This is a genomic window from Robertmurraya korlensis (assembly GCF_023715225.1).
Lineage (GTDB): Bacteria > Bacillota > Bacilli > Bacillales > Cytobacillaceae > Robertmurraya_A.
This window is the reverse complement of record NZ_JAMBNS010000004.1, coordinates 264,376-291,347: the sequence shown is the minus strand read 5'-3', so window position 1 is coordinate 291,347 and position 26,972 is coordinate 264,376. Positions and strand designations below refer to the sequence as shown.

Annotated in this window: 25 protein-coding genes; 6 read left to right on the top strand and 19 right to left on the bottom strand. The window is 36.3% G+C overall.

The annotated features are described in order from the left end of the window. Window positions 1–168 precede the first annotated feature (168 nt). The 6 genes from M3175_RS10115 to M3175_RS10090 form a co-directional block, all read right to left on the bottom strand. Window positions 169–918, bottom strand: a complete 750-nt coding sequence (locus M3175_RS10115) for an ABC transporter permease (protein WP_251518536.1) — start codon at window positions 916–918, stop codon at window positions 169–171. Then, the gene (locus M3175_RS10110) at window positions 919–1,680 is read right to left on the bottom strand and encodes an ABC transporter ATP-binding protein (protein WP_251518535.1); all 762 of its coding nucleotides are present in this window, start codon (window positions 1,678–1,680) and stop codon (window positions 919–921) included. 171 nt (window positions 1,681–1,851) lie between these two features. Further along, window positions 1,852–2,046, bottom strand: coding sequence for a hypothetical protein (locus tag M3175_RS10105; RefSeq protein WP_251518534.1), 195 nt, complete (start codon window positions 2,044–2,046; stop codon window positions 1,852–1,854). Then, window positions 2,024–2,365 (bottom strand): DUF1048 domain-containing protein, encoded by a 342-nt coding sequence (locus M3175_RS10100; RefSeq protein ID WP_251518533.1) that lies wholly within the window; start codon window positions 2,363–2,365, stop codon window positions 2,024–2,026. Before M3175_RS10100 ends, M3175_RS10105 begins: the two co-directional genes overlap by 23 nt. 1 nt (window position 2,366) lies before the next feature. Continuing rightward, a complete protein-coding gene (locus M3175_RS10095) occupies window positions 2,367–2,708 on the bottom strand; it encodes a PadR family transcriptional regulator (RefSeq protein ID WP_251518532.1) in 342 nt (113 codons plus the stop codon). Between the two features lie 389 nt (window positions 2,709–3,097). Further along, entirely contained in the window at window positions 3,098–3,313 is a 216-nt protein-coding gene (locus M3175_RS10090) for an effector binding domain-containing protein (RefSeq protein WP_503328607.1), read from the bottom strand. Window positions 3,314–3,585: 272 nt separating this feature from the next. Here M3175_RS10090 and M3175_RS10085 point away from each other — a divergent pair, with 272 nt between their 5' ends. From M3175_RS10085 to M3175_RS10070, 4 genes are all read left to right on the top strand, one after another. Next, the gene (locus tag M3175_RS10085; protein WP_251518530.1) at window positions 3,586–3,927 is read left to right on the top strand and encodes a PadR family transcriptional regulator; all 342 of its coding nucleotides are present in this window, start codon (window positions 3,586–3,588) and stop codon (window positions 3,925–3,927) included. Continuing rightward, complete coding sequence (locus M3175_RS10080; protein WP_251518528.1) at window positions 3,920–4,402, top strand: hypothetical protein; 483 nt, start codon at window positions 3,920–3,922, stop codon at window positions 4,400–4,402. The genes M3175_RS10085 and M3175_RS10080 overlap by 8 nt, the downstream gene beginning before the upstream one ends. Further along, window positions 4,399–4,926 (top strand): permease, encoded by a 528-nt coding sequence (locus M3175_RS10075; protein WP_251518526.1) that lies wholly within the window; start codon window positions 4,399–4,401, stop codon window positions 4,924–4,926. The genes M3175_RS10080 and M3175_RS10075 overlap by 4 nt, the downstream gene beginning before the upstream one ends. 383 nt (window positions 4,927–5,309) lie before the next feature. After that, window positions 5,310–6,863 carry an ABC-F family ATP-binding cassette domain-containing protein gene (locus tag M3175_RS10070; protein ID WP_251518524.1) on the top strand — a complete coding sequence of 518 codons (1,554 nt, stop codon included), beginning with the start codon at window positions 5,310–5,312 and terminating at the stop codon, window positions 6,861–6,863. A gap of 260 nt (window positions 6,864–7,123) precedes the next feature. Here M3175_RS10070 and M3175_RS10065 read toward each other — a convergent pair whose 3' ends face one another. The 10 genes from M3175_RS10065 to M3175_RS10020 all read right to left on the bottom strand — a co-directional run bounded on the left by M3175_RS10065 (window position 7,124) and on the right by M3175_RS10020 (window position 19,098). Then, complete coding sequence (locus M3175_RS10065; protein WP_251518522.1) at window positions 7,124–8,668, bottom strand: response regulator; 1,545 nt, start codon at window positions 8,666–8,668, stop codon at window positions 7,124–7,126. Window positions 8,669–8,681: 13 nt separating this feature from the next. Continuing rightward, window positions 8,682–10,430, bottom strand: a complete 1,749-nt coding sequence (locus M3175_RS10060) for a cache domain-containing sensor histidine kinase (RefSeq protein WP_251518520.1) — start codon at window positions 10,428–10,430, stop codon at window positions 8,682–8,684. After that, window positions 10,423–10,728, bottom strand: a complete 306-nt coding sequence (locus M3175_RS10055; RefSeq protein WP_371321681.1) for a glycoside hydrolase family 32 C-terminal domain-containing protein — start codon at window positions 10,726–10,728, stop codon at window positions 10,423–10,425. The genes M3175_RS10060 and M3175_RS10055 overlap by 8 nt, the downstream gene beginning before the upstream one ends. Before the next feature lie 9 nt (window positions 10,729–10,737). Then, a complete protein-coding gene (locus M3175_RS10050; protein WP_251518516.1) occupies window positions 10,738–12,081 on the bottom strand; it encodes a NosD domain-containing protein in 1,344 nt (447 codons plus the stop codon). A gap of 70 nt (window positions 12,082–12,151) precedes the next feature. Then, window positions 12,152–13,039 carry a carbohydrate ABC transporter permease gene (locus M3175_RS10045; RefSeq protein ID WP_251518514.1) on the bottom strand — a complete coding sequence of 296 codons (888 nt, stop codon included), beginning with the start codon at window positions 13,037–13,039 and terminating at the stop codon, window positions 12,152–12,154. 18 nt (window positions 13,040–13,057) lie between these two features. Further along, window positions 13,058–13,948, bottom strand: coding sequence for a carbohydrate ABC transporter permease (locus M3175_RS10040; RefSeq protein ID WP_251518512.1), 891 nt, complete (start codon window positions 13,946–13,948; stop codon window positions 13,058–13,060). Between the two features lie 92 nt (window positions 13,949–14,040). Continuing rightward, window positions 14,041–15,378, bottom strand: a complete 1,338-nt coding sequence (locus tag M3175_RS10035; RefSeq protein ID WP_251518509.1) for an ABC transporter substrate-binding protein — start codon at window positions 15,376–15,378, stop codon at window positions 14,041–14,043. A 1,025-nt stretch (window positions 15,379–16,403) separates the two neighbouring features. Beyond that, a complete protein-coding gene (locus M3175_RS10030; protein WP_251518507.1) occupies window positions 16,404–16,793 on the bottom strand; it encodes a YkvA family protein in 390 nt (129 codons plus the stop codon). 12 nt (window positions 16,794–16,805) lie between these two features. Further along, on the bottom strand, window positions 16,806–17,123 hold the full coding sequence (locus M3175_RS10025; RefSeq protein WP_251518646.1) for a nucleotide pyrophosphohydrolase: 318 nt from the start codon (window positions 17,121–17,123) through the stop codon (window positions 16,806–16,808). A gap of 304 nt (window positions 17,124–17,427) precedes the next feature. Further along, window positions 17,428–19,098 (bottom strand): DUF2075 domain-containing protein, encoded by a 1,671-nt coding sequence (locus M3175_RS10020; RefSeq protein ID WP_251518505.1) that lies wholly within the window; start codon window positions 19,096–19,098, stop codon window positions 17,428–17,430. A 354-nt stretch (window positions 19,099–19,452) separates the two neighbouring features. On the opposite strand from M3175_RS10020, the gene M3175_RS10015 reads away from it, so the two are divergent. Next, window positions 19,453–20,409 carry an NAD(P)-dependent alcohol dehydrogenase gene (locus M3175_RS10015; protein ID WP_251518503.1) on the top strand — a complete coding sequence of 319 codons (957 nt, stop codon included), beginning with the start codon at window positions 19,453–19,455 and terminating at the stop codon, window positions 20,407–20,409. 617 nt (window positions 20,410–21,026) lie between these two features. Here the strand turns inward: M3175_RS10015 and M3175_RS10010 are convergent. The 3 genes from M3175_RS10010 to M3175_RS10000 all read right to left on the bottom strand — a co-directional run bounded on the left by M3175_RS10010 (window position 21,027) and on the right by M3175_RS10000 (window position 26,461). Continuing rightward, a complete protein-coding gene (locus M3175_RS10010) occupies window positions 21,027–23,495 on the bottom strand; it encodes a restriction endonuclease-like protein (RefSeq protein WP_251518500.1) in 2,469 nt (822 codons plus the stop codon). Further along, entirely contained in the window at window positions 23,467–25,530 is a 2,064-nt protein-coding gene (locus M3175_RS10005; protein WP_251518498.1) for an McrB family protein, read from the bottom strand. The genes M3175_RS10010 and M3175_RS10005 overlap by 29 nt, the downstream gene beginning before the upstream one ends. 61 nt (window positions 25,531–25,591) lie before the next feature. Then, complete coding sequence (locus M3175_RS10000; protein ID WP_251518497.1) at window positions 25,592–26,461, bottom strand: hypothetical protein; 870 nt, start codon at window positions 26,459–26,461, stop codon at window positions 25,592–25,594. Between the two features lie 121 nt (window positions 26,462–26,582). Here M3175_RS10000 and M3175_RS09995 point away from each other — a divergent pair, with 121 nt between their 5' ends. Next, window positions 26,583–26,942: an ABC transporter ATP-binding protein gene (locus M3175_RS09995; RefSeq protein WP_251518496.1), complete on the top strand. Its 360-nt coding sequence runs from the start codon at window positions 26,583–26,585 to the stop codon at window positions 26,940–26,942. Window positions 26,943–26,972: the final 30 nt, after the last annotated feature.

Sequence of the window (26,972 nt, the reverse complement as noted above, 5' to 3'; positions counted from 1 at the left end):
TTTAATTTATATAAGATTGGTTTTTCATAGACATAGGGAGAAAAAATCCTAGCTTTGTGCTTAGAAGTTCTTCTTCCATATCTCGCCTTGAAATTTCTTCCTTCAATTGAAAAAACTATGAATTACATTCCAACAAAATGTAATCTAAAGTTCCTTACGTTAATAACCTTACCCTAACTGTCGTTTAAATGCTTTATTGGCGAAGAAGTAAGCGATGACCATAATACCGACGCACCAGGCAAGCGAGATCCAGATTTCGTTGCCAACAGCCCCTTCATACAAGAGGGCTCGAATCGCATTCACGATTGAAGTCACGGGCTGGGTCTCAGCGAACGTACGGACAATTTTAGGCATGGTTTCGGTTGGGACAAAGGCCGAACTGATAAACGGCAGGAAAATCAGCGGATACGAGTAGGCTGTCGCCCCTTCCATAGACCCTGCTGTCAATCCGGGAATCACCGCCAGCCATGTCAGCGCCAGCGTAAACAGCCCGAGTATCCCAGCTACCGCGACCCAATCCAGGAAACCAGCACTGGAACGGAAGCCCATCAAGAGCGCGATGAGGATAACGACCACGACAGTAAGCGCATTGGAAACAAGAGATGTCAACACGTGAGCCCACAATACCGATGAACGCTTGATGGGCATGGTAATGAAACGCGCCATCAGTCCGCTCTTTACATCGTTAAATAGCCGCAAGGAAGTATAAGCGACGCCAGAAGCGATAGCCATCAGCAAGATTCCAGGCAATAAATAATTGACGTAGTTGTCGCTACCTGTCTCTATGGCGCCGCCAAATACGTAGACAAACAGCAGCATCATCATAATCGGCGTAATTGCCACCGTAATAATCGTATCCGGGCTGCGCTTGATGTTGCGCATTAATCGTCCTAGTATTACCCCTGTATTGCTTTTCATTTACATCTCCTCCTTTTTGCCGATGATCGCGAGGAAAATTTCCTCTAATGTTGGCTGCTTCTCGATATACTCCACTTTCGCTGGCGGGAACATCTCTTTGAGTTCTTTAAGGGTGCCTGTTGTGATGATTTTCCCACCATGTAGGATGGCAATATGGTCAGCCAGCTGTTCGGCTTCCTCCAGATACTGGGTTGTCAGCAAGATGGTCGTGCCTCCGCCGGCAAGCTCCTTGACGGTATCCCAAACTTCCATCCGCGCTTCGGGGTCAAGCCCTGTCGTTGGTTCGTCGAGAAAAATCACTTCTGGCGACCCAATCAGGCTCATGGCGATGTCAAGCCGGCGCTTCATCCCGCCGGAATACTTATCCGCCCGGCGGTTGCCCGAATCGGTCAGGCTGAATCTTGCAAGCTGATTGTCAGCGACTTGAGCGGGATTGGAAACTCCTCGTAACTTGGCTATCATCATCAGGTTTTCCCTTCCTGTGAGCATTCCGTCTAAAGCTGCGAACTGCCCTGTCAGGCTAATGCTCTGGCGAACATGATCTGGTTGACGCTGGACGTCAAAGCCGCAAATACCGACTTCGCCGCCATCGGGCTTCATCAGGGTCGAGAGGATGTTGACCGTCGTCGTCTTTCCTGCTCCATTTGAGCCCAGTAGGGCGAAAATTTCGCCACGCCGCACCTCAAAATCCACCCCCTTTAAGACTTCCTTATCTTTAAAGGATTTTTTTAACCCTTTTACAGAAATCGCTGCATTACTCATACTTTTTTCCTCCTTATCATAAGAGCAGCAAGTTGCTAGACTGACTATATTCCACTACTCTGTCTGACTGATATTCTGTATTACTTACTACCTAGTTAAAAATATAACTGAATAGTGAAGGTGGCACATTTCATTGGTAACCAGCTATTCAGTCGAGATAATCTATTGAATTTACTTTTTTCCAACTGCTTCATGATTCACTGATTCAAATCTTCCCCCATATTGTCGATATAGGTTGTAGCGGTAGCCATTCGTTCGTCGGTATGGAAGCCAAGTCTTCCCCAGTGACGGTTTTGCATGGTTAAGTGTCGATGCTAGACGAAACTCCACTTGGAATTCACCGTTAGCCACGACCAATCGAATCATTCAACTTCTTGCGATATTTGTCCTTCCAAGTTTGCTCATCCTTCACCAAGTCGTCGCAGAAAGCTGCCACGTCCTCGCCCGTAAGGTCAGTGACTTTCTTGCCATCCGCAGCTCCTTCCTCGAAAAGGTCGAGAATGCCAACAAAGATACGGCTGCTGGCCTTCCAGTCGGTGGGACCACCACCAGCAGTCCACATATATTTTTGGATAGCTTTGTAAGCGTTTCGGTACTCACTTGGAAGTGCCTTTGCACGTGCCTCCATCTCCCTCCATTCCCGCTTGTCATCCAAACTTCCGATAATTTTTTCAAAAAAATTCATTTTACTTCTCTCCTTTTGAATTTATTTTAGTCTTAAGTTCGTTGATTTTACTTGAGATGAAATCCCATTTTTGCCAAAAAATCTTAAGATGCTCTTGACCTGCTGCGTTGAGTGTGTAAAATTTTCTCGGGGGTCCCATAGTGGATGGCTTTTTCTCGATGTCCACCAGATTGTTTTTCTCAAGCCGCATGGTAATCGTATAAACTGTGCCTTCAACCACATCAGTGAAGCCAAGTTCTCGCAACTGTTGTGTAATTTCATATCCGTAAGTTTCTCCACGGCTGATGATTTCAAGCACACAACCTTCAAGCACCCCTTTCAGCATTTCCGTGATATTTTCCATTCTCTACCTCCATTTATATTTTACTTATATTTTTTCAGTACTCTGTAACACAGGTATTTGGTATTACAGATATTCAGTAATACTGACTACTAGTATATAGTATTACCAATTAGCGTCTCTTGTCAATAAAACTTTTTGTCAAAAAAGCCCTTATTACGACTTCAAAGGTGTTTTATCAAATTTGACAGCTTAGACTTTAGCCAGACATGTGATTATTCTAGGAATTCGCAAACCAAACAGGCGACTATTTAGTTACGAACGCATTGAGTCAATTAATTTTTTGCGTTTGTTAATTTATAGGCTGATCAATAAGTTTTGTGAAACTAAACTCCCTCAATAAATAAAAGGAACATCTTAAAGGAATGCCCCTTTTATTGAATAAATTTAAGCTATTTTAATGCTATGTAAATCTCAATTTCACCATCAGGGTCATATTTCTCAAAATCATAGGAGTATGCCCTAGCCAATGTACCAGCATTTTCACGCTCCCATATTTTCCTCCAAGTGTTTACAACCCCTTGAGCATCTCCTCTATCTACTTTGAAGATTTCATATTTTGTGTGCTTTGGTAATTCCAATAAAGGTTCACTGTTATTATCTTCAATGATGATACTTAAAGAATAATCTCCTTTCTAGTCACTCTCATAGTTATGATACACTCCGTATACCGTTATTCATTACTAGCCGCCTGAATATCCCCCATTTGAACTGAAACATCTTCAATCAGTTGAATAACATCCAGAAGAACCGCCCCCTTTATTCCTTCACATACTTTTTTTATTATCACAAAGAAAAAAAATTGACACATTACTGTTAATGACAGCATACTGTTATTAACAGTAATATATCATTGGTAAAAAATGGAGGTTATTTACTTATGAAACATACAGGGAGACATACAGGTGCATTCCTATTGCTGTTTTTAACAGAGGGAGATAACTATGGAGGGAAACTCCTTCAAAAGTGTGAGGAAGAGCTTCCCATCAATCCAATTGACAGTTCCATATTATATCGTACATTAAAAAAATTAGAGGAAGAAGGTGCTGTAGAGTCTTATCTGTATGCATCTGATCGAGATAAACCGATAAGGATGTACAAAATCACCGTAGTTGGTAAAAGGAAATTAGAGGAGTTTCAACTAGATATCGAAGTTAAAATTAAAAATTTATCGTTTTTCCTTGAAAGATATAAAGAATGCAAGGAAAAAAATAATGATTAGTGGAATTATCCTCTATACTATTGCGACTATTTATTTTGGTGTTTCCTTCATAAAAGACAAACATAAAACAAAGGAAGCCATTTTAAATTCATGGAAGATGTTTCACAATGTTTTACCGGATTTATTAGCCATTATGTTTTTCATTGGGCTAGCATTATCCTTATTGACACCGTCTCTTATTTCATCCATTATTGGCGAAAGTTCCGGCTTACTAGGTATCATTTACTCAACAATCATTGGCTCAATAGCTTTAGTTCCAAGCTTTATTGTCTTTCCTCTTGGACATACCATCATTCAACATGGTGCTGCTCTTCCACAAGTAGCCGTATTAATGTCAACAATGATGTCTGTAGGCCTTGTAACTTTATCTATGGAACAAAAAACTTTTGGAAGAAGTTTTGCTTATGCTCGAAATATTTCTGCCATAATAATGTCTCTTATATTTGCATTGATTATTGGGGTGGTAATGACATGAAAAAGCTAAAAAGATATCGGTTCTTTTTCATTTTATTATTAGGACTTCTTATTATTGCATTTATAAATCAATCTATAGCTATGAAAACCATTCAGATAACTGGTAAAAGTATCTTGGATATGTTATTCCTCCTTCCTCCTATATTCATATTAGTGGGATTATTAGATCAGTGGGTAAAGAAAGAATCACTTATTCAATATATGGGTGAAAAATCAGGTATATATGGTGTATTCTTCACCTTATTATTAGCAACGGTAGCTGCAGGCCCTCTTTATATTGCCTTTCCAATTGCAGTACTCTTATTGAAAAAAGGAGCCAGTGTCCGCTATATAGTGTTTTTCTTAGGTGCTTGGTCAACAGTGAAATTACCAGTTCTAGTCTATGAACTCACTTCATTTGGTTCAAAATTTACACTAATTCACATTTGTTTTGGCCTCGTTTTTTACTACTTAACAGGCATTCTTTTTGAAAAAATTTATAGCAAACAAAAGTTGATAAAGTATGATATAACAAAGGAAGTCTAGATTTAAAAGCAATAATCACCCAAATTCCAGATTTTTTGTAGCTGTAGCTTTAAAGTTAATTTTAATCCATTAGGAGACGAATTTTCACCGAAACATAATAGGGAAATATGTTAATGAAATTTAAAGAGAGTATGAACTTCCTATAGAGCTTGGCTCCTTGGGATGTTGATGAGTTACATTGTTTTTTAAAATCCTTCCGTCTCTAACCCAATTTATTACGCTAAAGTAAATATAATTAAATGCCCTCATTTAATAATGAAGAGGCAGACTCAATTTAGCCCAATAATCGGATTACATTTTGCAAATAAAAAAATTCAAGATAGAAAATCTAGTCTAAATCTAGTAAGATATCTTCATGTGACATTAGATAAGGGGTTAAAAAAATGAGCGTATTAAACGTACAAAATTTAAGTCATGGTTTTGGTGATCGTGCAATCTTTAATGATGTGTCTTTTCGACTATTAAAAGGCGAACATGTTGGATTAGTTGGCGCAAATGGTGAAGGTAAGTCTACTTTCATGAATATTGTTACTGGGAAGTTACAACCCGACGAAGGAAAAGTGGAGTGGTCACGAAAAGTTCGTGTTGGTTATCTAGATCAGCATGCTGTACTTCAAAAAGGGACTACAATGCGTGACGCTTTGAGTACTGCTTTTCAATATCTTTTTGATGCTGAAGCAGAGATTAATGAACTTTATGCAAAAATGGGTGATGAAGGCGCCGATATCGATGCATTACTTGCAGAAGTTGGAGAGCTACAAGAAACGTTAGATAGTAATGATTTCTATCAAATTAATTCAAAAGTTGAGGAAGTGGCTCGTGGTCTAGGGTTAGACGCTGTTGGACTCGATCGAGATGTTGATGATCTTAGTGGCGGGCAACGAACGAAAGTGTTGCTAGCTAAGCTTTTACTAGAAAAACCTGAAATCCTATTACTAGACGAGCCTACGAACTATTTGGATGAACAGCATATCGAATGGTTGAAGCGCTATTTACAGGAATATGAGAATGCATTTATCTTGATTTCACATGATATTCCATTCTTGAACAATGTGGTTAACTTGATCTATCACATGGAAAATCAAGAGTTGAACCGCTATGTTGGTGATTATGATAACTTCTTAAAAATATATGAAATGAAGAAGCAACAGCTAGAGTCTGCTTACAAGCGTCAACAACAAGAAATTGCTGATTTAAAGGATTTTGTTGCTCGTAACAAGGCAAGTGTTGCGACCCGTAATATGGCGATGTCTCGTCAAAAGAAGCTCGACAAAATGGAAGTTATTGAATTGGGTAAAGAGAAGCCGAAACCAGAGTTTATTTTCAAAGAAGCTCGTGCTTCTAGTCGTTGGATTTTCGAGGCTGAAGATTTGGTTATTGGTTACAATGAACCACTTTCTCGCCAGCTGAATTTAAAAATGGAACGCGGACAAAAAATTGCATTCGTGGGTGCAAACGGTATTGGGAAGTCTACTCTTTTAAAAAGTATTCTTGGGTTGATTAATCCGCTTGAGGGTAAAGTGGAACGTGGTGAGTATCAATACATCGGGTACTTCGAGCAGGAAGTTAAACAGTCCAACTACAACACTTGTATTGAAGAGATTTGGAGCGAGTTCCCAAGTATGAATCAGGCTGAAGTCCGTGCTGCTCTTGCAAAATGTGGATTAACGACAAAACATATTGAAAGTAAAATCGAAGTCCTTTCTGGTGGCGAAAAAGCCAAGGTTCGATTGTGTAAAATTCTAAACACAGAAACGAATTTATTAATTCTAGACGAACCTACCAATCACTTGGATGTGGACGCAAAAGAAGAATTGAAGCGTGCGTTAAAGGCATATCGCGGAAGTATCTTGATGGTATCACATGAACCTGATTTCTATCGTGAAATTGCGACTGATATTTGGAATTGTGAGGATTGGACTACGAAAGTGTTTTAAATACAGATGAAGGGGTACCTCAGTAAGATTTTACTGGGTACCCTTTTCTATTATTTTAATATTAGGTTAGGAACACCTTCAACGTGCGTGAAGTGTAATTGACAACACATTAGATGTTGGTGGGTTTATCAACATTACAACTGATTTCCTTCTCAACTAAGCAACTCTGTGGGTAATTATTCCTTTACCATCTAACTACACACTCGTCCGAGCACATAAATTCATGTGCTCTCCCCCAGCAAATTACTCTCATCCAATATTTACTTTAGTATGTGCTGTGAACGATAGATACCTGGGGTTGTTCCGATATTTTTCTTGAATACTTGATTAAAGTATTTTTGATTTTCGTAGCCTACCTGTTTACAAATCTCGGATACCTTTAAATTGGTGGTTCTTAACAGTTTTTTGGCATTATTTAATCTGACCTTTGTAATATATTCAAAGATGGTGCTGCCAACTGCCTTAGAAAACAAGTTACAAAGGTAGGCAGGGTTCTTATGGAATAGCTTGCCTAAATCATCTAAGACAATTGGTTCTTTATAATTAGCATTAATGAAACTTTTTAAATCGATGATTAATTTTTCATTATATGACACGTGATTTTCATTTAAATTAGCAGTGAATTGCCCAATAAATTGTTCTAGCCAAACTCTGATTTCTTCAAAAGACTGCAGTGGATTTAATTCTTGGTAAACTAAATATCGGTCGCCGCCACTTTTATTTATTTCATATTCACTTTCGATATATTCCAAGAAATGATTAACGATTTTAAAACAGACGTATTTTGTTTTTTCTGGGGGGAGGCTACTCTTTTGACAATCGAGAAAAACTTTGTCAATGAAAAGATTCATGTTGCTAAGAAGGTTTGGGCCTTTTCCATTAAAAAATGTATCAATTTTTTCAATAATACGATTACCAAAGGAATGATTGAACGTTTCTAATTCTTTATAATAGGTAATTAACTGGTTTGAAAAAAGACCATTTTTCAACGCTTCTTTTGCTTCACTATAGGCTTTCTTTATGTCCGAAATAGTTACATAGATATTACTTACTCCAACCATCGGTCTTATGTTCATATCATGAAAGAGCAATGACACAAGATCCTGAACCAAGTCATTCCCTAGCTCTGAACCAGCATTTGAAATCATGATGACGATTTCACTATCAATCGTATAGACAAAGTTCTGTATCTTCCTGTTTTCCAATAGGCTTTTTAAACTCTCTAAGGAAGCTTGAATTTTCTCAATGTTATTTGAATCATCCCAGTCAAACCCCTTCAATCCGATGTTAAAAAAAGAAAAACTTTGTAGCTTTTGGTCCTTTTCCGGCACAACAAATCTTTGGCCTAAAATGTAATCAAGGACACGCTTTTCTTCTAAAGCCATTTGATATTCATTAATCTGCACAGTTGCTTGTTTTTCATTTTTTATCTTTTCTATTTTTAAAATGGCCTTTTTAATAGAATGAACAATTTCTTCTACTTCAATAGGTTTAACTAGATAGTCGATAGCCTCGAGTTGAACAGCCCTTTTGGCGTAATCAAACTTTGAATAACCGCTTATAATGATAAAAACAGTATCAAGATTAAGAGCCTTTGTTTCTTGAATTAAATCCAATCCATTTAATTTAGGCATTCTTATATCTACTAAGACAATGTCAGGCTCTTTATTCATGATTTCTTTAAGTGCTTCTTCTCCATCTGATGCAGATCCTACAATTTCAATCTGATGCTCCTGCCAGTTAACTGCTGATTTTAAACCTTCAATTACAATTTTTTCATCATCAACAATTAAAAGTTTATACATAATAGAAAACTCCTTAAAAATTGTCATGGATGATTTCGTCATTCCTTAGGCCAACCTTAAGATAAACAGTAGTTCCCTTTCCTATATCACTTTCAATCTTTAATCCATATTCTTTTCCATAATAAATTTTCAATCGTTCATTAATATTTTTTAAAGCATAACCATTTTTGTTAATATCTACTGCATTCATGTCAAATCCCTTTCCTGTATCACGAATAATGAAAAGTAAACCTTTCTCGACCTTTGTGCCTTCAATCAAAATAGTACCGCTTTCCTGATGTTCCAACCCATGGTAAACAGCGTTTTCTACAATTGGCTGTAACAGCAATTTAATGATACTTTCTTCCATGATTTCAGGTTCAATCGTAAATGAGTAGTGAATTTTATGGTCAAAACGAATATTTTGAATATCCAGATAACTTTTAACTTGTTCTATTTCATTCTTTACAGAGGTAATATGATTTCCATCATTTAGGGTAAGTTTAAAGATTTTTGACAAGTTAATCGCAATTTTAGCTATTTGTTTCGCTTTTGCCTTTTCTGCCATCCAATAAACGGTGTTCAACGTATTATATAAAAAATGCGGATTAATGTGGCTTTGCAGGGCTAATAGTTCTGCTTCCTTTTCCTTGATCTGTGATTTAAATAACCTTTTTGTTAAATCATTATTCCAATTATAAAGGTGAACAATCTGTTTCCCAATCTCTCCAAGTTCATCCTCATTATTAAAATCAATACCCACTATTTTCTCTCGTTTTTCCATTTTTTCCGTAACCATGCGCAGCAAACTTAACTGGTTTGTTATTCTCCTCGTTATAAATAAAGCAAAAATTAAGGAGATGATTAATGCAATGACTAATAGTGAAATCGTTACCAATCGAAGTTGGTTAACCTCGTGAACAATATTTTCATAGGGGATCATACTGACGACATCCCAATTTGTTTTCTTGTTTGTATGAACATTAAAGAAATATCGTGTTCCATTGATCACTTTTTTTTCTGTTCCGCTTTTCTCACGACTTTGAATGATTTCGGCTACCTGAGAGGAAGAGAAACGATTGCTGCTTGAAAACAGAATTTTATCATCATCCAATATTAAAATATCGCCTGGTGGATTACTATTTTTAAACATATTTTCAAAATAAGATCGATCGAGATCGATCAGGACAATCCCATTTTGTTCCTTCGTTCCAAGATCTCGAATATTTCTTCCATAAAGTAAAGATTGATTACTATCTTTCACAAGTTCTAAATTACTGCCATTTAGCCATTCACCCTGCCACTGGCTATGGAGTAAACGCGGATAGATATTGGACTTTATAACCGCTTGATAGATGTCAGATTTCAACTTCCGTTCCCCGCGGTTTACTTTCAAAAAGCCATGATTTTCATTCCCAACGTAAATCGCATTGATATAGGGGTTATTTACCACTGTAATATTATTCAAATTTTCTAAAGATGACGTTTCTAATCTGTATAATTTCGCATCTGTTTTTTTATAGGTTAAATAAGACTGTATTTCATTTGATAGAAAGATGTCATTCGATAAATTCTCTACATTGCTTACAAAAGCATTAATATTCCAATCGACAATCGTTAAAAAGTTATCAATCGTGGTAGACACTTTATTTTCTATAACTTTACTAAAATAAATGAACGTTAAAGGACCAATAACTAGTAAAGGGATTAGTGCTGAAAACAGTGCTAATAAGATAATCTTCCGCTTAATTGGAGATTCTATGAGTCTCATTAGTTTAGCCATTATGTTTCTCCAGTTTATTAATTTTGTCCATGATCATTTCCCCATTATTTGCAAATACCTCAATCAAGGAACGATTGACAAATACATGAAATTTTATCCGATGCCTTGGTGCTTTAACCGCTTCATGATTGATAGATGGAAAGAATCCATTAAAAGTGGTTTCACCTGAGTTTCCTCTATCAATGTACATTTCCTCTTTTTCAACATTATACCTTATCACGGTTTCTTTTTTGGCTGATTTCAACACTTTTATCCCAAATTCCTTAGCTAAATCAAACCCACAAAAACATAGTTGAATATATATTATTTATGCTCCTGGCGTTGGAGTGGCTCTGAATGCATTTACAGTTTTGTCCATAACAACCTGTGAATCACTTCCCGAATCAAGAATCGTATTTTGAAGCGATTCTTTTTCTACCAATACTGTTGTTACGGTAAGTGGCCCTGATGCTTCGGTAGTCAACAAAGCTTCTACTTGCGCAGAGAAACAAGAATCACTTATCTTGGCATGAACCTCCGTGGCAACAACATGATTATTAGAAATATAATTTCCACTACCCGAAACAATACGTATGATTACTGGTGTTGCACCTACCGGCTTGATGTTCTGAGTATTAATTACTTCAGAAAAGTGATTAGCAATTACAGAATTATTATTGCCACTGATATAGAGGAGACCAAACAAATCATTTAAACCATTGTCAATTCCCAGAAAAGGAGTCCAAGGTTCATGATCACGTAAAAAGTGATTTGAAGAAACCAAGTTTTCCGAACAATTTTCCCTGAATACCACCATTCCTGGATAAAATGAATGAAGTCTATTATTTGTGATACTAGAACGTGTCACACCATCAAAATAGATACTACTCGCACCCCGTGGAAAAATATTATTCGCTGTAATCAAAAGTCCACCAAAATTTTGAGCGTAAATTGAATATCCTTTATAACCGGCTCCTATCAAGTTATCGGATATTTTTGAAGCCTGACCCCAACCTCGTAGTTCTATACAGTTACCACATTCAGCTATGAAATTATCATGTATAGTCAGTGCATCTGCATGATAAATAGTAATTCCATGCTCTAAATACACAAACCCCATGCCTGTAATCCGAAATGAGTCACAAGCACTTGCAACATAAATACCCGTTTTCCCGTTAGTGTATGTGTTTTCCGGATTTGTTTCTCCTCCACCATCTTCAATAAAATGCAATCCATCAATACAAAAATTAGAAAACTCTACCGAACTTATTCGGGGATTTCCACTTCGTTCAACATAAAATGCAGCTCCTTTATCTTCCTCGTCATTTACTTCTAGAGGAATATCTACGAGTATGCGACTTCCTCCCGGCCACAATTCATGCAAATCCGCCCATTCATTCTCAGAAGTATTAAAACGAATACTCGAAGATGTAAACCCGTGTCCAGAACCCATAATTTTAAGATAACTGATGTCTATAACTACTTGACTGCCAAGATGATAATCTCCCGGTGGAATATAGATAACCGCACCCGGCTTTCCGCCTTTATTCACATCAGTGTCCGTTTGCCTACTTTTAATATCTGCTATAATGCTATTAATTACCTCACCAATATCCTCATACGGATTACCGACTGGCCACTCTGTTACGTCGTAATAATTTTTACTAGCCATAAATGAATTCTCCTATCAATTTAGTGTGTTTGTTCATAAACTACTTTTTCCTTGATTCAAGATTAAGTCATTATTCTTTTACTGCTCCTAAAGTCATGCCACTTACAATATAACGCTGTACGAAAAAGGAAAATATCATAACAGGCAGACTAAATGAGATCGCCGCAGCTGTCATTGGCCCTAAATCAAGATTATAAGCAGTTAAAAATTCTGAAATTCCTACTGTCGCCGTTTTGGCATTTGTACTGGTCATGAGTAAAGAGAACAAAAAATCATTCCAAGCTAACATAAAAGTAAAGATAGCAGTCGTTGCCAGTCCAGGAAGTGACACCGGAAGAATAATTCTGATAAAGGCCCCGATCCAGCTGCATCCATCCACTCTTGCGGCTTCATCAAATTCCTTTGGAACCGAGTCAAAAAAACCTATCATTAACCAAATGGCAAATGGGACATTTAAGCTGGTATACACCAAGATTAAGGCAAAATGGGTATCAATCAAGCCCATACTTTTTACAATCATATACATCGGAATCGCAATACTAATCATTGGTACCATTCTAATCACTAACGTAAATAACAAAAAGTAACTTCCTGTTATGGAAGAAAACCTAGAAATTCCATAAGCAGCCATCGCACCACAGAATACGCTTAAAATGGTGCTGGCACCGGCCGTAATTAAGCTATTTAAAAAATACTTTCCTATAGGCAAGTAATCGAACATTTTCCTATAATTTTCTATTGAAAATTTCGAGGGCCATAAAGTCGGTGGTGCAGTCACTGCCTCGGCGGAAGGTTTCAATGATGTTAATAGCAGATAGAGATACGGACCTAGGAATAATAAAGCCAATAAACAGGTGACCACCAATACAATCAGCGTCCATATTTTATGTTTAAAACGAAAACTAGTAAGACTAACTGGTTTTTCAACAATCGTTTCTTTTATTGGCATGTGGGCCATGATCTATTTCACCTCTCCTTATGAATGCCTTCTCCTAGGTGACCACATTTTTGTAATGAAGAAAGAACTTAGGACTAATAAAATGATGATAAAAATGACGGCCATGGCACTTGACTGCCCCACTTCTCCATATCGGGTCAATGTCTTATACATATAGGTACTTAGCAACTCGGAAGAAAAACCTGGTCCTCCTTGCGTTAGCACCCACACAATATCAAATGTTCTTGCAGCATCAATAATACGAATTAATAAGGCTACAGTTGCGACTGGGATAAGAGAAGGAAAAGTAATGTAACGGAATTTATGCCATTTATTGGCCCCATCCATATCAGCAGATTCATATAAACTAATAGGAATGCCTTTAATCCCTGCTAATAGAACGAGCATAATGAAAGGTGTTGTTAACCAGATGTCTGCAATAATCGTAGAATAGAGTGCAAAACGTGAGTCTGATAACCAGAGTATTTGATGCGGATCAGAAAGTATTCCAAGTTTATAAAGCCCCCAGTTAATAATGCCGAATTGATCATTAAGCATAAATTTCCAAATTATCCCTGTGACTAAAGGTGCCAGCATAAGCGGGCTTAACAATAGAGTCCGAATAAATTGGCTTCCTTTAAAAGCATTGCTGAGAAGCAAAGCAAGGATAAGCCCTATGATAAATTCGAAACCAACCGCTACTCCTATATATACCACTGTGTTCAAGAGGGCTTTTAAAAAACGTTCGGAAGTCAACGAGTTTGTATAGTTTGCAAAACCGACAAATTCTCGTAATGAAGGATTAATGATATCAATCTTATAAAAACTGTCTCTAATTAAGAGAAAAATTGGATAGACCAGAAATACCAACATAAAGATCCCAGCAGGAAAGAAAAAGACCGTCGATAATGCCCCATTTCTCAGTCTCAAGAAAACCGCTCCTTTCTATCAAAATGGTATTTTTTAGAACCTTTTCATTGAAAAAATAGTTCAATGAAAAGGTTCTATACAAACATATTATTTTACTGTGGCGGTAATAAATCTTTAATTACATCTGCTGCCCAATCAAGTGCCTCTTGAGGTGTTTTTTCACCGGAAAGTGCATATTGTACGGCTGGAATGAGTGCTTCACTTTCAATTTCTTGCCATTCCTTAATAGCAGGTCGATTTTGTGTTTGTGGTCCGCTTAATGTCGTCATAAGCGGTTTCAAATGTTCATAGCCCTGCTGCGTGCTATAACTTTCAAATACAGATTTTCTCGCTGCTACGCCTAATGATTTCATAAATAGTTCATTCTTTTCATAAATAAAGTTGAGGTACTCCTTGGCGATCTCCTGTTTTTTGGAAGAACTAGGAATAACCTGATACCATGGGCCTGGGACAGCACCTATTCCTGCTCCGCCGCCAATCATTGGAGCACTTCCAACTTTTCCTGCTACCTTTGATTGTTTAGAGTCATTTGAAGGGACATAAAAGTGACCCCATGCAAGCATCATCGCAGATTTTCCATTCCAAAATAGCTCAGATGTTTCAGCAGATGCCATTTCAAGTGCACCTGATGGAACCGATTGATCCTTTTTCAAAAGATCAACTAAGAATTGTAAAGAATCAACATACGGTTTCGTATTGACAAGAACTTTGCCTTTATCACCAACTACCAAAGGTTTCGCACCTGCTTGGGCTGCATGATCTAACCAGCTGGCTACCGCATCTCCATTGTTCGCACCAAAGACCGTTGTTCCGTACATATCCACTTTTCCATCATTATCGGTATCTTTAGTAAAAAACTTGGCAACATCACTATATTCATCCCATGTTGTTGGCGGATGTAGCTCATATCCATACTTCGCTTGGAAATCAGCTTTGTTCTTTTCATCTTCGAAAAGATCTTTACGATAGATTAAATTTTTGGCGTTCGTCCATACCGGCATTCCATAAACCTTATTCTGATAACTTCCACCTTCTACTAATCCTGGGAATAAATCATTTTTAAGGTCATCTGTCATGAGATCTTCTAACGGTAAAAGTCCGCCAGCTAGAGCAGGAAACCAAAGTATATCGATGGTTGCAACATCGAATGCTCCTGCCTGTGAAGCTACCTCAGCCTTAAGTTTGTCATAGACTCCGGTATAGGGAACGGATTCAATTTTAACTGTATAACCTGTTTCCTCTTTAAATTCCGTTGCGGTTTCTTTTGCTACCTTAAAGGCCGGGCTTCCCCCTTCAACTAGAACTGTAATCGTTTTGTTATCCCCGTTTGCTTCTGAACTTCCCGTTTTTTCTCCTGAACAACCCGATAATAAGAGAGATGATACTAATAATAATGAAACCATTGATAAGATCCCTTTTTTCTTCACCACAACAAGCCCCCTTAATTATTAATTAAATTATCTATCCCACAAACTAATCTTCGGTCCCTGTACCATGAAGTCCTTGCTGTCATATGCCTCATAATCTACATAATAGAATAAGTTCTCTACTTTTTTCTTCACTTTCACTGATTATTTGAATTTTCACACCATCCGCAAATGGCATCGTAAAACAACAGTTCGAGTTGCACCAGGTTCCACTATTGCAAAATCTCTATTTCCCCCTGTGCGGTCATAACTATATTCGTGTTTTGAACTTGCATTCCTAATAAATAGTAATCTCCCTAATGGACTATTAGGCTACTATACATTCATCGATCATTCTCCTCCATTGTTTTTATTTTTCAAAAATTTTGATAACGCTTACATTCCTTGGAGTAAAAATGATTATCTTTATTTCCTTTTGCCCCCTCTATCGTTTTTGTAAATCCTCTCTACACTCTTATTGTAATAATTAAGGTGTTTTAATAAAATTCTAACTTTTTTAGAAAAGGTTATATATATTTAGAACTTTTTCAATAACAAGCATCCCAGAATAATTAGAAGCTTGTTCCACTTTTTTCGATGAGGTGACAGGCACAGGGCATAAGAGATAAAGGAAACACGAAGAGCCTAAGCACGACTTGCAAACACATGATTGGCATCTTCGAAAAGGCATCATGGACTTTGCAACGAGCTGAACAGTAGCTTCTTTGAATATGCTTTGGCACAGGAGCAACAGCAATTGGATGTTAACGTATCGTAGAGAGAAGAGCGAAGTACAGCTGGGCTCGAGAAAGCTACCACTTTTCCTTCGTGAAAAAAGATACTGGTTTTTTAGACATCCTGGATTGTCGGGTCTATTGCTATGCAACAATAAAACAAAAAAGCCTCTTTACAAAAAGAGACTTTTTTAAATCTGCCACTTCATTTATTTTTTAAAAGCAGCAGTGAACAGCACTCCATATGGCTGGATGGTGAAGGCATACTATTTCAACACTTAAAAACCAGGGCATAATCCCTAGTTTTCATGCTTATTAACCAATCTTTCCATCAATATCAGATGTATCAACGTGATCTCCAAACCATTCGCTTAATTTCTCTTTTGCTTTATTCTTAATATCATCATCGATATACATAGCCACTTGGAACAACGCAACTCCTAGAGCGCCTAAATCATCTGTATACCCTACTCCTACCGCTATATCTGGAATTAAGTCCAACGGAAGAATAAAGTATCCCAAAGCTCCAATGATGATGGTCTTTGCCTTTACTGGCACTTCTGGTTTTTGAAGCGTAAAGTATAATAGTAATACTGCATACACAACGGAAGAACCTGCTTTTTTTGCAAACTTTTTTAATTTCTCCCAAAACTTTTCTTCAGAAAAGTGTTTTCCGGAGTCTTGGAATTCTTCTGAGTTAGTCATCTTTCTTCCCCTTTATAATTCAGTATATTTTTTACTTGATCCAAAAGATTTATTTACTGGATACTTCTGTCTGTTTTTACGAATCTTTTCTTTAATAGCCTGCTCTAAATTTATTTCCAGTTCATTTGATAGTAGCAATGCGTAGATCACCACATCTGCTAGTTCATCAGTAATATCATCCATTTTGTCGTCTCTTGCTTGTTCACTTGTTTTCCATTGAAAGTTTTCTAATAATTCACTTGCTTCCAAGGAAAGAGATATGGCTAGATCCTTTGGATTATGAAATTGCTCCCAATCTCTTTCATCTCGGAAGTCTACGATTTCCTCCATTAAAGGATCAAAGATGGATGATTCGAAATCAAATCCTTCATCCTTTAATTGTTGGAAAATTTGTTCTGCTTCTTCATATTGGGAAGATGGAACCATCAATGAAATTGAACTGGTTGGATTGCCTTTTATATCTTCACTGTCGGACCATTTGGTTTGCCATTCGATTTCAGGATGCTTTTCTTTTAATTCTTTAATTATTTTATCTAATCTGTTACGATCTCCACTAGTAAATGAATCCAAATACTCCAAGGTTACCGCCCCTTCTTACTTGCTCATATGTATGGATTTAATCCTAAAAACAATATTAATGGTAGTCACCTTTTTCCTCGGCAACCATCATCTGTTCATCACTCTTCGTACGATTACGATAAAGTGTTAATAAATGTGCTCTTAATTTAGGATCACTTGCAAATAGATATAGACCCTTTATTCCCCTCTTCAATAAAACATTGATCGAATTTAGTATGATTTGTTCCTTTATACTTTCAGGATCATCAAATTCATCTTTCCCCCTGAAAGCCTCCGTATCCTTATAATTTCCTGTAATAATCTTTAGTTCATTCTTTTCCTCATCATAGGAAACCGATGGTCCTAAAATGACACCCACATAATTCAAATCGAACCCTTGAATCGTATAAATAGAGCCAACTTCCCTGATGGTATCTTCCCTTTCAGCCCAGGTGGTATCTCCCTCAGTCGTATTCCATGGCAACTTAAATTGATCTTCTTCTATATAGTAAGTCTCACCATCTTTTTTATGAAGATAATCGAATGTTGAAACCATTCTTGCTAAGCCATATTTCTTATTCTTCTCACGTATTTCTTTATACATCTTAGCTGCTGAATCAAAAATTTGAAAATCAAACTCTTCTTTTTCAGGAATAGGTGTGATCTTCTTACCGATAAAATGGTCGAGCCAGCGAATCATTTTATCACTAGCCCGTATGCGAAATTGATTTTTTAATATATATTCTTCCGAATGTTGACTATCTACAAGACGGAGTAGCTTATTTTTATCCCAATAGCTTTTCATTTTTAACACTTGTTTCTCATCAAATACCAAAATGACAATTTTGCTATGTTTCATAATCTCTTCTAGATGGTTATTCTCTTTGAAATTATTAAAGCTGTCTGGTCTGGTTAATAATAAATGCGCTTCATCTACAAATACAATATCAGCTTTTTCGTTAGCTTTTTTTCGTTTGTTAATAAAAGGAGTCGGTTTGTCAAAATGATTCTTTTTAAGCGCCTTTACCTTCCCCGCAATTTTTTGATACGTTTTTAACATTTCCGAATGATTGACTAATAAAAAGTTATTACTGTTATGAAGAGCGGAAGATTTCTCCTTTGCTAACTCTTGAATCCGATTAAATACGGCGCTTAAAACCACACTCTTACCCGTACCTGCTTCACCTTTAACAAGGAAAACAAATGGTTCTTCGTCCTTGATATGTTTTTCACAAACCTCAATCATTTTTTCCTTCAACTCTATTTGTTCAGCCGAAAGCTCTTTGAAAGGAGATAATTTAAAAATATCTTTATTTTCTATGACTTCTCTTGAGTGGGTAACATAGTCCTTTTCCTTTAACTGGTCCCATAATTCATTAAATAACTTTTCATTATAAAACGGCTTATCATAATAATTGTGACTTACACTATCAGCTGTCTGACTCTTATTTTGAAGCTTATAGCGTTCATCTGCCAAAAAATAATTGATAAGCTTCGTTTCAATATTATAGGTTGCTGAACGATTGAACTTTTCATGAACAATCAATGTCATTTGATTCAATGATTTTCTTTCCAGATTATTCATATGATTCTTCATTCGGTTTCTTACCGCTACGGACTCTCCAATGTAAACCATCGTGTGATTGTTTAATAAATATACCACTGGGTAATCGGAATAAGGTTTACCTTGTAAGGATTCTATTGAAGTATGAGTAAATGGCATGGATATGATTTCTAATGTATTCATTAAGAAATACCTTTCATATTACCTTTTAATGATTTATATGAATATTTTACCATATAACAATAATAGCATTTACAATTATATTCTTTTTCAAATTCAAAAGAGTTTATAAAGGTTTAAGGTGACTCGTGTGATAGTCAGTAGGCTTCTCTCCTTCAAAATCACATCAAAAATGATTACTTAAGGTCATATAAATGAATTAGATGAATATATAGAAATAACCATAATATGTCTTCATATAGAAAAATTACAACTGTGATTGTATATCCCTATTTTTATACAAAAAAGCATAGATTAACGTGAGATGACTAGTTCTAACCAAAGGAATAAAAGAATACTTAAGGAGAGGTAATGCAGATGAGAGCAGCAATATATTCAACCTATGGTCCCCCTGAAGTAATAGAGATAAAGGATGTCGAACAGCCTTCCATTAAGGAGGATGATAGAGTACTGATTCGTGTACACAGTGCATCGGTGAATGCTTTAGACTATTTGTACCGAAAGGGCTATTTACCTACAAGGTTAGATAATGGACTAATAAAACCTAAAAATTCCATACTGGGTATAGATGTTGCGGGTAGGGTTGAGGCAGTCGGTAAAAACGTACATAGATTTAAGATAGGTGACCATGTTTTTGGAAGCTGTTTCGGGTCCCATTCTGAATATGTCTCTTCGCGTGAGATATTCCTAAGTCATAAGCCTAAAAACATAACTTTTGAAGAAGCAGCAGCTATACCATGTGCTGGTCAAACTGCGCTACAAGCATTACGTGATGTAGCACAGGTTAAAAAAGGACAAAAAGTCTTAATATATGGTGCATCAGGTGGTGTTGGGCACTTTGCTGTTCAACTTGCACAATCCTTTGGGGCTGAGGTGACGGCTGTTTGTAGTACCTCCAATCTCGATTGGGTTAAGGAACTTGGGGCGCATTACGTTCTTGATTATACCAAGGAAAATTTCGCAGATAATGGAAAGAAGTACGATGTGATTCTGGATGCAGTTGGGAAGCGGACATTTTTCAGTTGTATACGCTCTTTAACCGAAAATGGTGTTTATATTACTGAACACCTATTTTACCCTAAATATCACCCGGTTCAATTAATGATAAGTTCATTCATCGGTGGGAAGAAAGCAAAAATTCATTTTGCGAAACCAAATAATAGCGATCTAGATTTTTTATGCAGTCTTGTGGAGGAAGAAAAATTAAGACCCGTTATTGAGAAATGCTTTCCTTTGGAACAGATTGTAGAGGCTCACCAGCACATTGAAAATGGTCGTACAAAGGGGAAGATTGTTCTTAAAATTAAGGAATAAATTTATATCTGGTACTTGTGTCTATTGAAGCTGAACTATTAATCAAAGGGTGTAGTTAATTATGTATTTTACCGACATCTATCTGTCGGTTTTTTAGTGTCAGGGATAGCAAACAAAACCGCACACAGATTAGTAACTAGATAATTATTTTTAAGCGATTGCTAATCGGTGTGCAGTCAATCATTATTGTTCTTTATGTAACAATGCAGTTAAGGTATACACCCACTAAACCCTAGTTCTCTTGTAAAATCCCCCCTGCTCCACACATTGATTTCACCTCTTTTTGCAACCGATCGATTGAGCTGTGGCAAACAAATCACTGGGTAATCGAAATCATTCGCTGTACTATGAACTAATTAACGTTATTAGTAACAACTGCTTAGATTATTAAAATGAAATAAATCCTTCCTTTTACTATTATTATATTTATTATATGAAGGACTTATCATATCAACATATATTATTTTTTATAAAAAACAGAGTTACTAATCAATTTAGAGATTTGTAACTCTGTCCTATTAAAATTGACTTAGATACCGGTGGTCTGGGTCGAACTGACACTCCAGAGGAAAACGATTTTGAGTCGTAAAATCGATAAAACGTTAACAGAGTAGGCTTTAAAATAAGGTGTTCAGCAATTTAAAAACCCTACTAGGATTCTTTATTAATTCATACTTAGCAACTTCAAACGCTTTATGTTTGCTGGTAAATTTAATACTCTGTTCTATCCTATTAGAACTTACCTTTATATTATTTATTTTAAAGTCAGTTACCTGCTTTGCATAATCCACATTAACATTATCTAAATTCAGAACTATTTTGTCGGACATCCTCCTCAACATTCTCCAAATAATCATTTCCTCACTAGACTTCATAAATAATTCCGGAAGCTCAGTAGATTCCTTTAAGCTATTTAAAGTAGTTAAGATATAACTCGATATTCCATATCCAACTGGTTTTATTATGCTTTTTAACGTAATCCAATTTGATATATAAAACTTTATGTAGTCTGTGTCTTTTATTTTAGCTGTCGTAACTTCCTCTATTTCCCCATAATATTTGATCCCATTCTCCTGCTGCTCTATTCCACTCTTAACATATAAAGCAACATACTTCACTTCCTGCCAACCCTTTTTCAATTTGCTAACCGGGATAGAATAGTATCCTTCTTTAATAAACCGGAGATACTCCTCACCATTTGAGACAAGTCCAACTAATACCATTTCGTCTAGACTGGATTTCCATTCCTCTAATGTACCTCTTGGCAAAATTCCTTCCTTTTGAATTTCCTCAGGACTTTTATTGATTAACCATTCCACAAATTTCTCAACTAATTCTGTTGCGTTTGGCAGAAAAGGAAGCCCACCGATGTTAACCTTATTTATACTTTGATAAAAGTGATGATTTTGAAAGGTATGTTCATCAAACCATGGGAACAGAACATACGCTCCAAAAGCTGTTCTTTCAAATGGTCCGTAATTTTCAGCAACTATCGAATCTCGATAACGATGCATCGTGTTAATATCATCTTCCATAGGACCAGGGGTTTTGTATCGGTATTTATAGTAGCTACCCTCTTGTGCATAGTCGATACGGTACTTGGCATCAAAAATATAATTAAATGTATAGTCTTTTCCCTTTTTCTCAATACTCAACATCGTGTCAGGCTTTTGTGGAATGGTAGGTAGTTTCCCCTCATACTTTTGATAGGTTAACACGATCTCTTCATTAGTAAGGGGATGCTTAAATACACGCTTGGCCATTCGATTTGCTTCCAGATTCACAAATAACCCTTCTCTGTTCACCTGGATAATGTCCTGACTCACGAGAGTATATTTTCGTCCCAATATCTGTCCAAGCTTTAGGAAGGTCCAATACTCATAAAGGGTAGCTACATCTTTTACTGACATCTGGTACAGCTTGCCTTGTAGGGCAAGTCCCTTTGACACCGTTAAGAAAATTTGAAAAGCGTCTCGATAGCCTGGAGCCATTTGTAATACGAGACTCATTACGGACCGGTCCAGCTTTCCGATTCTTGACCAGAAATGATTCTTCATTTTATTTTGAAGTTGTATAATCATTTTTTTTATTTTCTCTTTTAAATCTGGATCGGGTTCTACCATAAATTTGTTCATCTTTTGAACGGTCTCTAATAGATCAGTTAGCTTATGTATCAATCTCTCCATCATCCATTTAACATACCGATTTTCCAGTGTGTCGTAAGTTAACTCTTTCTTACTTTTTAACCCCTCATAAGGCATCAAGTTTTTACTATTAATAGTGATTCCTTTTTCAACTTCAACAAACAAGTTGGATCTCTTTCGCAGGTATGCCCTACTTGTACTATCAATTTTCTTGAGTTGATCCCCTCTAGCCTTTTCATACGTTTTTTGAAGTGTATGATGTGGCTGATGTTCAATGCGTGCAATGGCTTGTGTAAACTGACGGAAATGCTCAGAAATTAATCGGTAAAACTCCGCTCTTGTTGGTTTTCCCTCCAGTTTAACTGACGCTCCTAAATACGTTTTTCGAATAAAATGATAGGCCAGATTATAAATCTCGTCATTTACTTCCTCTAGAAGTTTCTTGTAGTCATTTTTGTAATCAAGCTTTGATGGAAAAATTTCTAGTGTAACTTCTAATAGCTTTTTGTTTTCCTGAAGAATATCAAAGGTTGTAAAACCCACTTCATTCTGGAATTGCAGATTACCCATAAGCACGGACTGAGTTCCAAATTCCATTGCTGAAACAGCTTGCCGTAATAAAGGATGCTCATGATAGAAGGTTAATTCCTGCCCTGTTTTCGACCAAACGACTAGCTGATACACTCCATTTTCGAAAAAGATGGGTCGTAGATTTACTGGATTGACCATCTGTTGTTCGTTGATGTCGTAGACTTTAATCTCCTGGATATTTACTCCTTCGACATTGAATTCCATCACATCATGGTAATCCATGTTCCGATATTGCTTTAACCCTTCATACCGTTCATGATATGGTTTTCCTTTTAACACTAAAGTTAAGTCATCTGTTTCCACCTTAACTAATTCAACATCTTCACGAGATCCAGAAGGAAGTGAAGCCATCTTTTAACCTCCCTAGCATTTCCACAACCTTTGCGGCACTTTTCGGGTATTTCGCACTTTGTAAATCGTGATCAGATAACTCTATCTCTTCCTCATACTGCTTGTTAGTAAATTGGACATAAAGCTTTTTGAGAAGTTGTTCGACCCTCATATCACTTCCAGCAATACGAGGTAAAATCTTTTGTAATATACAATGGTCAAACGCCTCGGAGAGTTCCAACAGGTTTGCCTCTTCGTTATATGCCATGTAGAAACAAATCTCATCACGTACACGATAACCAACGTGTGCATTGATTAACTGGAGTGCGGCGTTCATTTGTTCTAACTCGGTTGTTATCAACTCAACAATCCGATTATTCTTTACATAAAGATCCTTTAAATGGAGGTAAGTCGAAGCAAATGAATCTTGATCACTTACAATTGGATCCACTTGCTCTTGCTCGTGTAAAAATGAAAGGTTACCAAGATCAATCCGATTAAACTCAATGGTATTAGCTCGGTCCAATACCTTTTTACTGAAGGGATGGGTTGTTTCGTCCATGTTGACTGTACCAACGATATAAAGATTATTCGGAAGTTTCAAGTCGAATCCTGCTATTTCCTCGGAAAGTAAAGTCGAAGAAACAATATCTCCATCCTTCCACTTACGGCTTTCCATGACACTGAGGATATCGCTAAAATAATACTCAACACGTGCTAAATTCATTTCATCTAATAGCACAAAGTAAGGTAGATCAGGATGATTCTCTGCTCGTTTTATTACTTTCGTCAATGGTCCTTCTTTAAACTCTCCTTTAATATCTACATATCCTAGTAGGTCTGAGCCATCATTCCAATCCGGACGAATCGGAATCAAAGCGAATTGTCCATTTTCTTCGGTAGCTCCTACACTTTCCGCAAACCATTGAACCATTTTCGTTTTTCCAGTTCCAGAAATGCCTGAGAGAATGACAAAAGGCTTTGTTTTTAAGGATAGGAATAGATTGATTACTTCTACTTTTTTATAATAAAATCCTTTTGCTTTTATATATGTATATATATGATTAACGAGATCTGCGTTAGATAAATACGTTTTTGGATTCTCAGTAATTTGTATTGTCTGCTCTGTAGGCTTATACTCTAGCAACTTATTCCGTACCTCCGTTGGAAACCTTTCCTTAAATAAATTGAATATCTTTCGAGCAAACACTTCTGTTAACTCAAAAAAGTATCCTTGCTTAAGGTTACCGTTTCTATCAAAAGGTCCACCTTCTTCAAGTCTCCACTCTAAAGGAATATCTTCCTTCCTAATAGTAGGATTGATGTCAAAATAATTAAGTTTTACTAAATACCCATCTTCTTCCCAGTTATGAGTGGCAATGACTGAGGGTTTTGGCGCTTCAACCGCCTCCGATTGTACAATACCTACAGATTTGATTTCCATGGAAGAATAACAGAATACTATGTCTCCAACTTTTGGTTTTAATAAACCTACATGATGTGGGAGAGGTATTCCCTGTTTAGATTTTTGTGGAGCCCACAAAAACTCATTTTCCCTTTCTTCTTTGTGTGTTTGGCCTTGGTTAACCCACCAAAATGAAAAAACCTTACTCGTATTTAGTATCACTCGATAAACATAAGGTTCATCCGTTTGTAAAAAATCGATTGACTCTTCAATCTCTTTAGGGGTATGTACCGGTTTTTTCGATTTTTCTTCTCTATTATTTTCTAAATATTTATAAGAAGTGTTAAAAGTGCTGATTAGATACTCTCTAAGAAGACGATTTGTATCATATCGGAGCTGTAGAGACCCTTTATCGGAGTCTTTGCGCCTAAAATTTACTAATTGTATAGTGAATGACTTATCCTCAATTAATAACTTGATGTCAACTCTTTCGCCAACCTTTAAGAAATGATTAGCATTAGCAATAGCAAAATCATCATGAAACTCTATTGGAATATGTGTACCGTATTCAAATATGGACCAATCGACTTTTTTTCTTCCAATTAAATTGACAATATTAGGCTTAGACCAACTTCGTACTTCCTTTATCAATTAGAACACCAACTTCTTAATACTTTTCTTGTATAAATTTTTTCCAAACAATATCTATTCTTTAATTATTAAATGATTTCTCGGCCTCTATAAATAATTGACCGATTTTGTCTTTGTGATTTTTAATATCTTCTCGTTTCATTCGTATTCTATAGCATTTGCCTTTTGTGTCGTAATCAAGAACATCCAAAGATAATTCTTCGAGAATGTTATCAAAATCTTCAGTTTTGCTTAGTTTTGGTTGAACAATTATGTAATCTTTCCTAGGCTTAAAGGTTATGAAATTATTCGTAAGACCTCTTCTTTCTAATCCAATATAGAACTTATTAAATTTCAAGTTAATATTCGTTTCAATTTCCTCATGAATAATTTCCAATAAACTATCGGCAAGAGCAACAGTAGCTGGTGTAGCTTTTTCCTCCCAATACGTTCGATCAACGACTGTTTGGGCTATCTCTTCTTCATCACTATATGTTTGTAGCGCTGTTTCATCAAGGACCGTCACAAATTGTAATCCTATCTGTTTATTTACTTCTACTGCATTCATTTGAATGGCAATAATCGGTATACTACGATTAAATAGACTAATTACATTTAAAAATCTACTCGTAATATCCTCAGCAATAATTACTGCGACATGCTCATACTGCGGGTACCTCTTTTTCTCAATGTCCCAGTATTCAATCGTTCTTATAATATGACTCTCATCGGTTTTTCCAAGCTGTATTTCTACACAGTATCTTTTATTATTCTCATCTTGAAACAACAAATCTAAACGACCTGCCCTTGGTTGTTTTCTCTCTTTGTCCTTAAGTTCTATATCACCCAACCCAATTATAGAAGGATCATTTGCGATTACATTTTGAACCCATATTTCATTTACTCCGGGATAATCTTTTAATGTAATTTTGTTTAATTTTAGATAATCCATTTTTTCCTCCAGTATATATACATTAAGAATTAATTTTTAGTTAGCTCTTGTATTTTCATTCAACATAATCTATTAATATATTAGGTACATTTACCTGTAGTACAAAAGGGAGAGTTTATTGATGATTAAAAAAATAATTGATATATTTAAAAAACCAACTCTAAAGGTGGTTGAAAATAATTCTGCTAAGGATCTCGAAAAGGAAGAAATCCTATCTAAAATTCAAGCTCTTGAAGAAAAACACCAAGAATTAATTAATGCTCAAAACAAGCAACTATCCGATGAAGATTATACACTTACAGAAAAGCAAAGAATTTTTGCACTTTCCTTGGTTGAAAAGTTAAACAGAAATTACATACTTGGTATTGATTCATCAAAATTAACAGTCAAAGATTTAAACCGATTAGTTGCTTATAGTAAGTATAGAAACAAAGGTGCTCTCATTAATTTAGAGAAAAAGGGAGTATTAATACGAAAGTAACAAGTGCAGCCCCGAAGTTTTTTCGGGGCT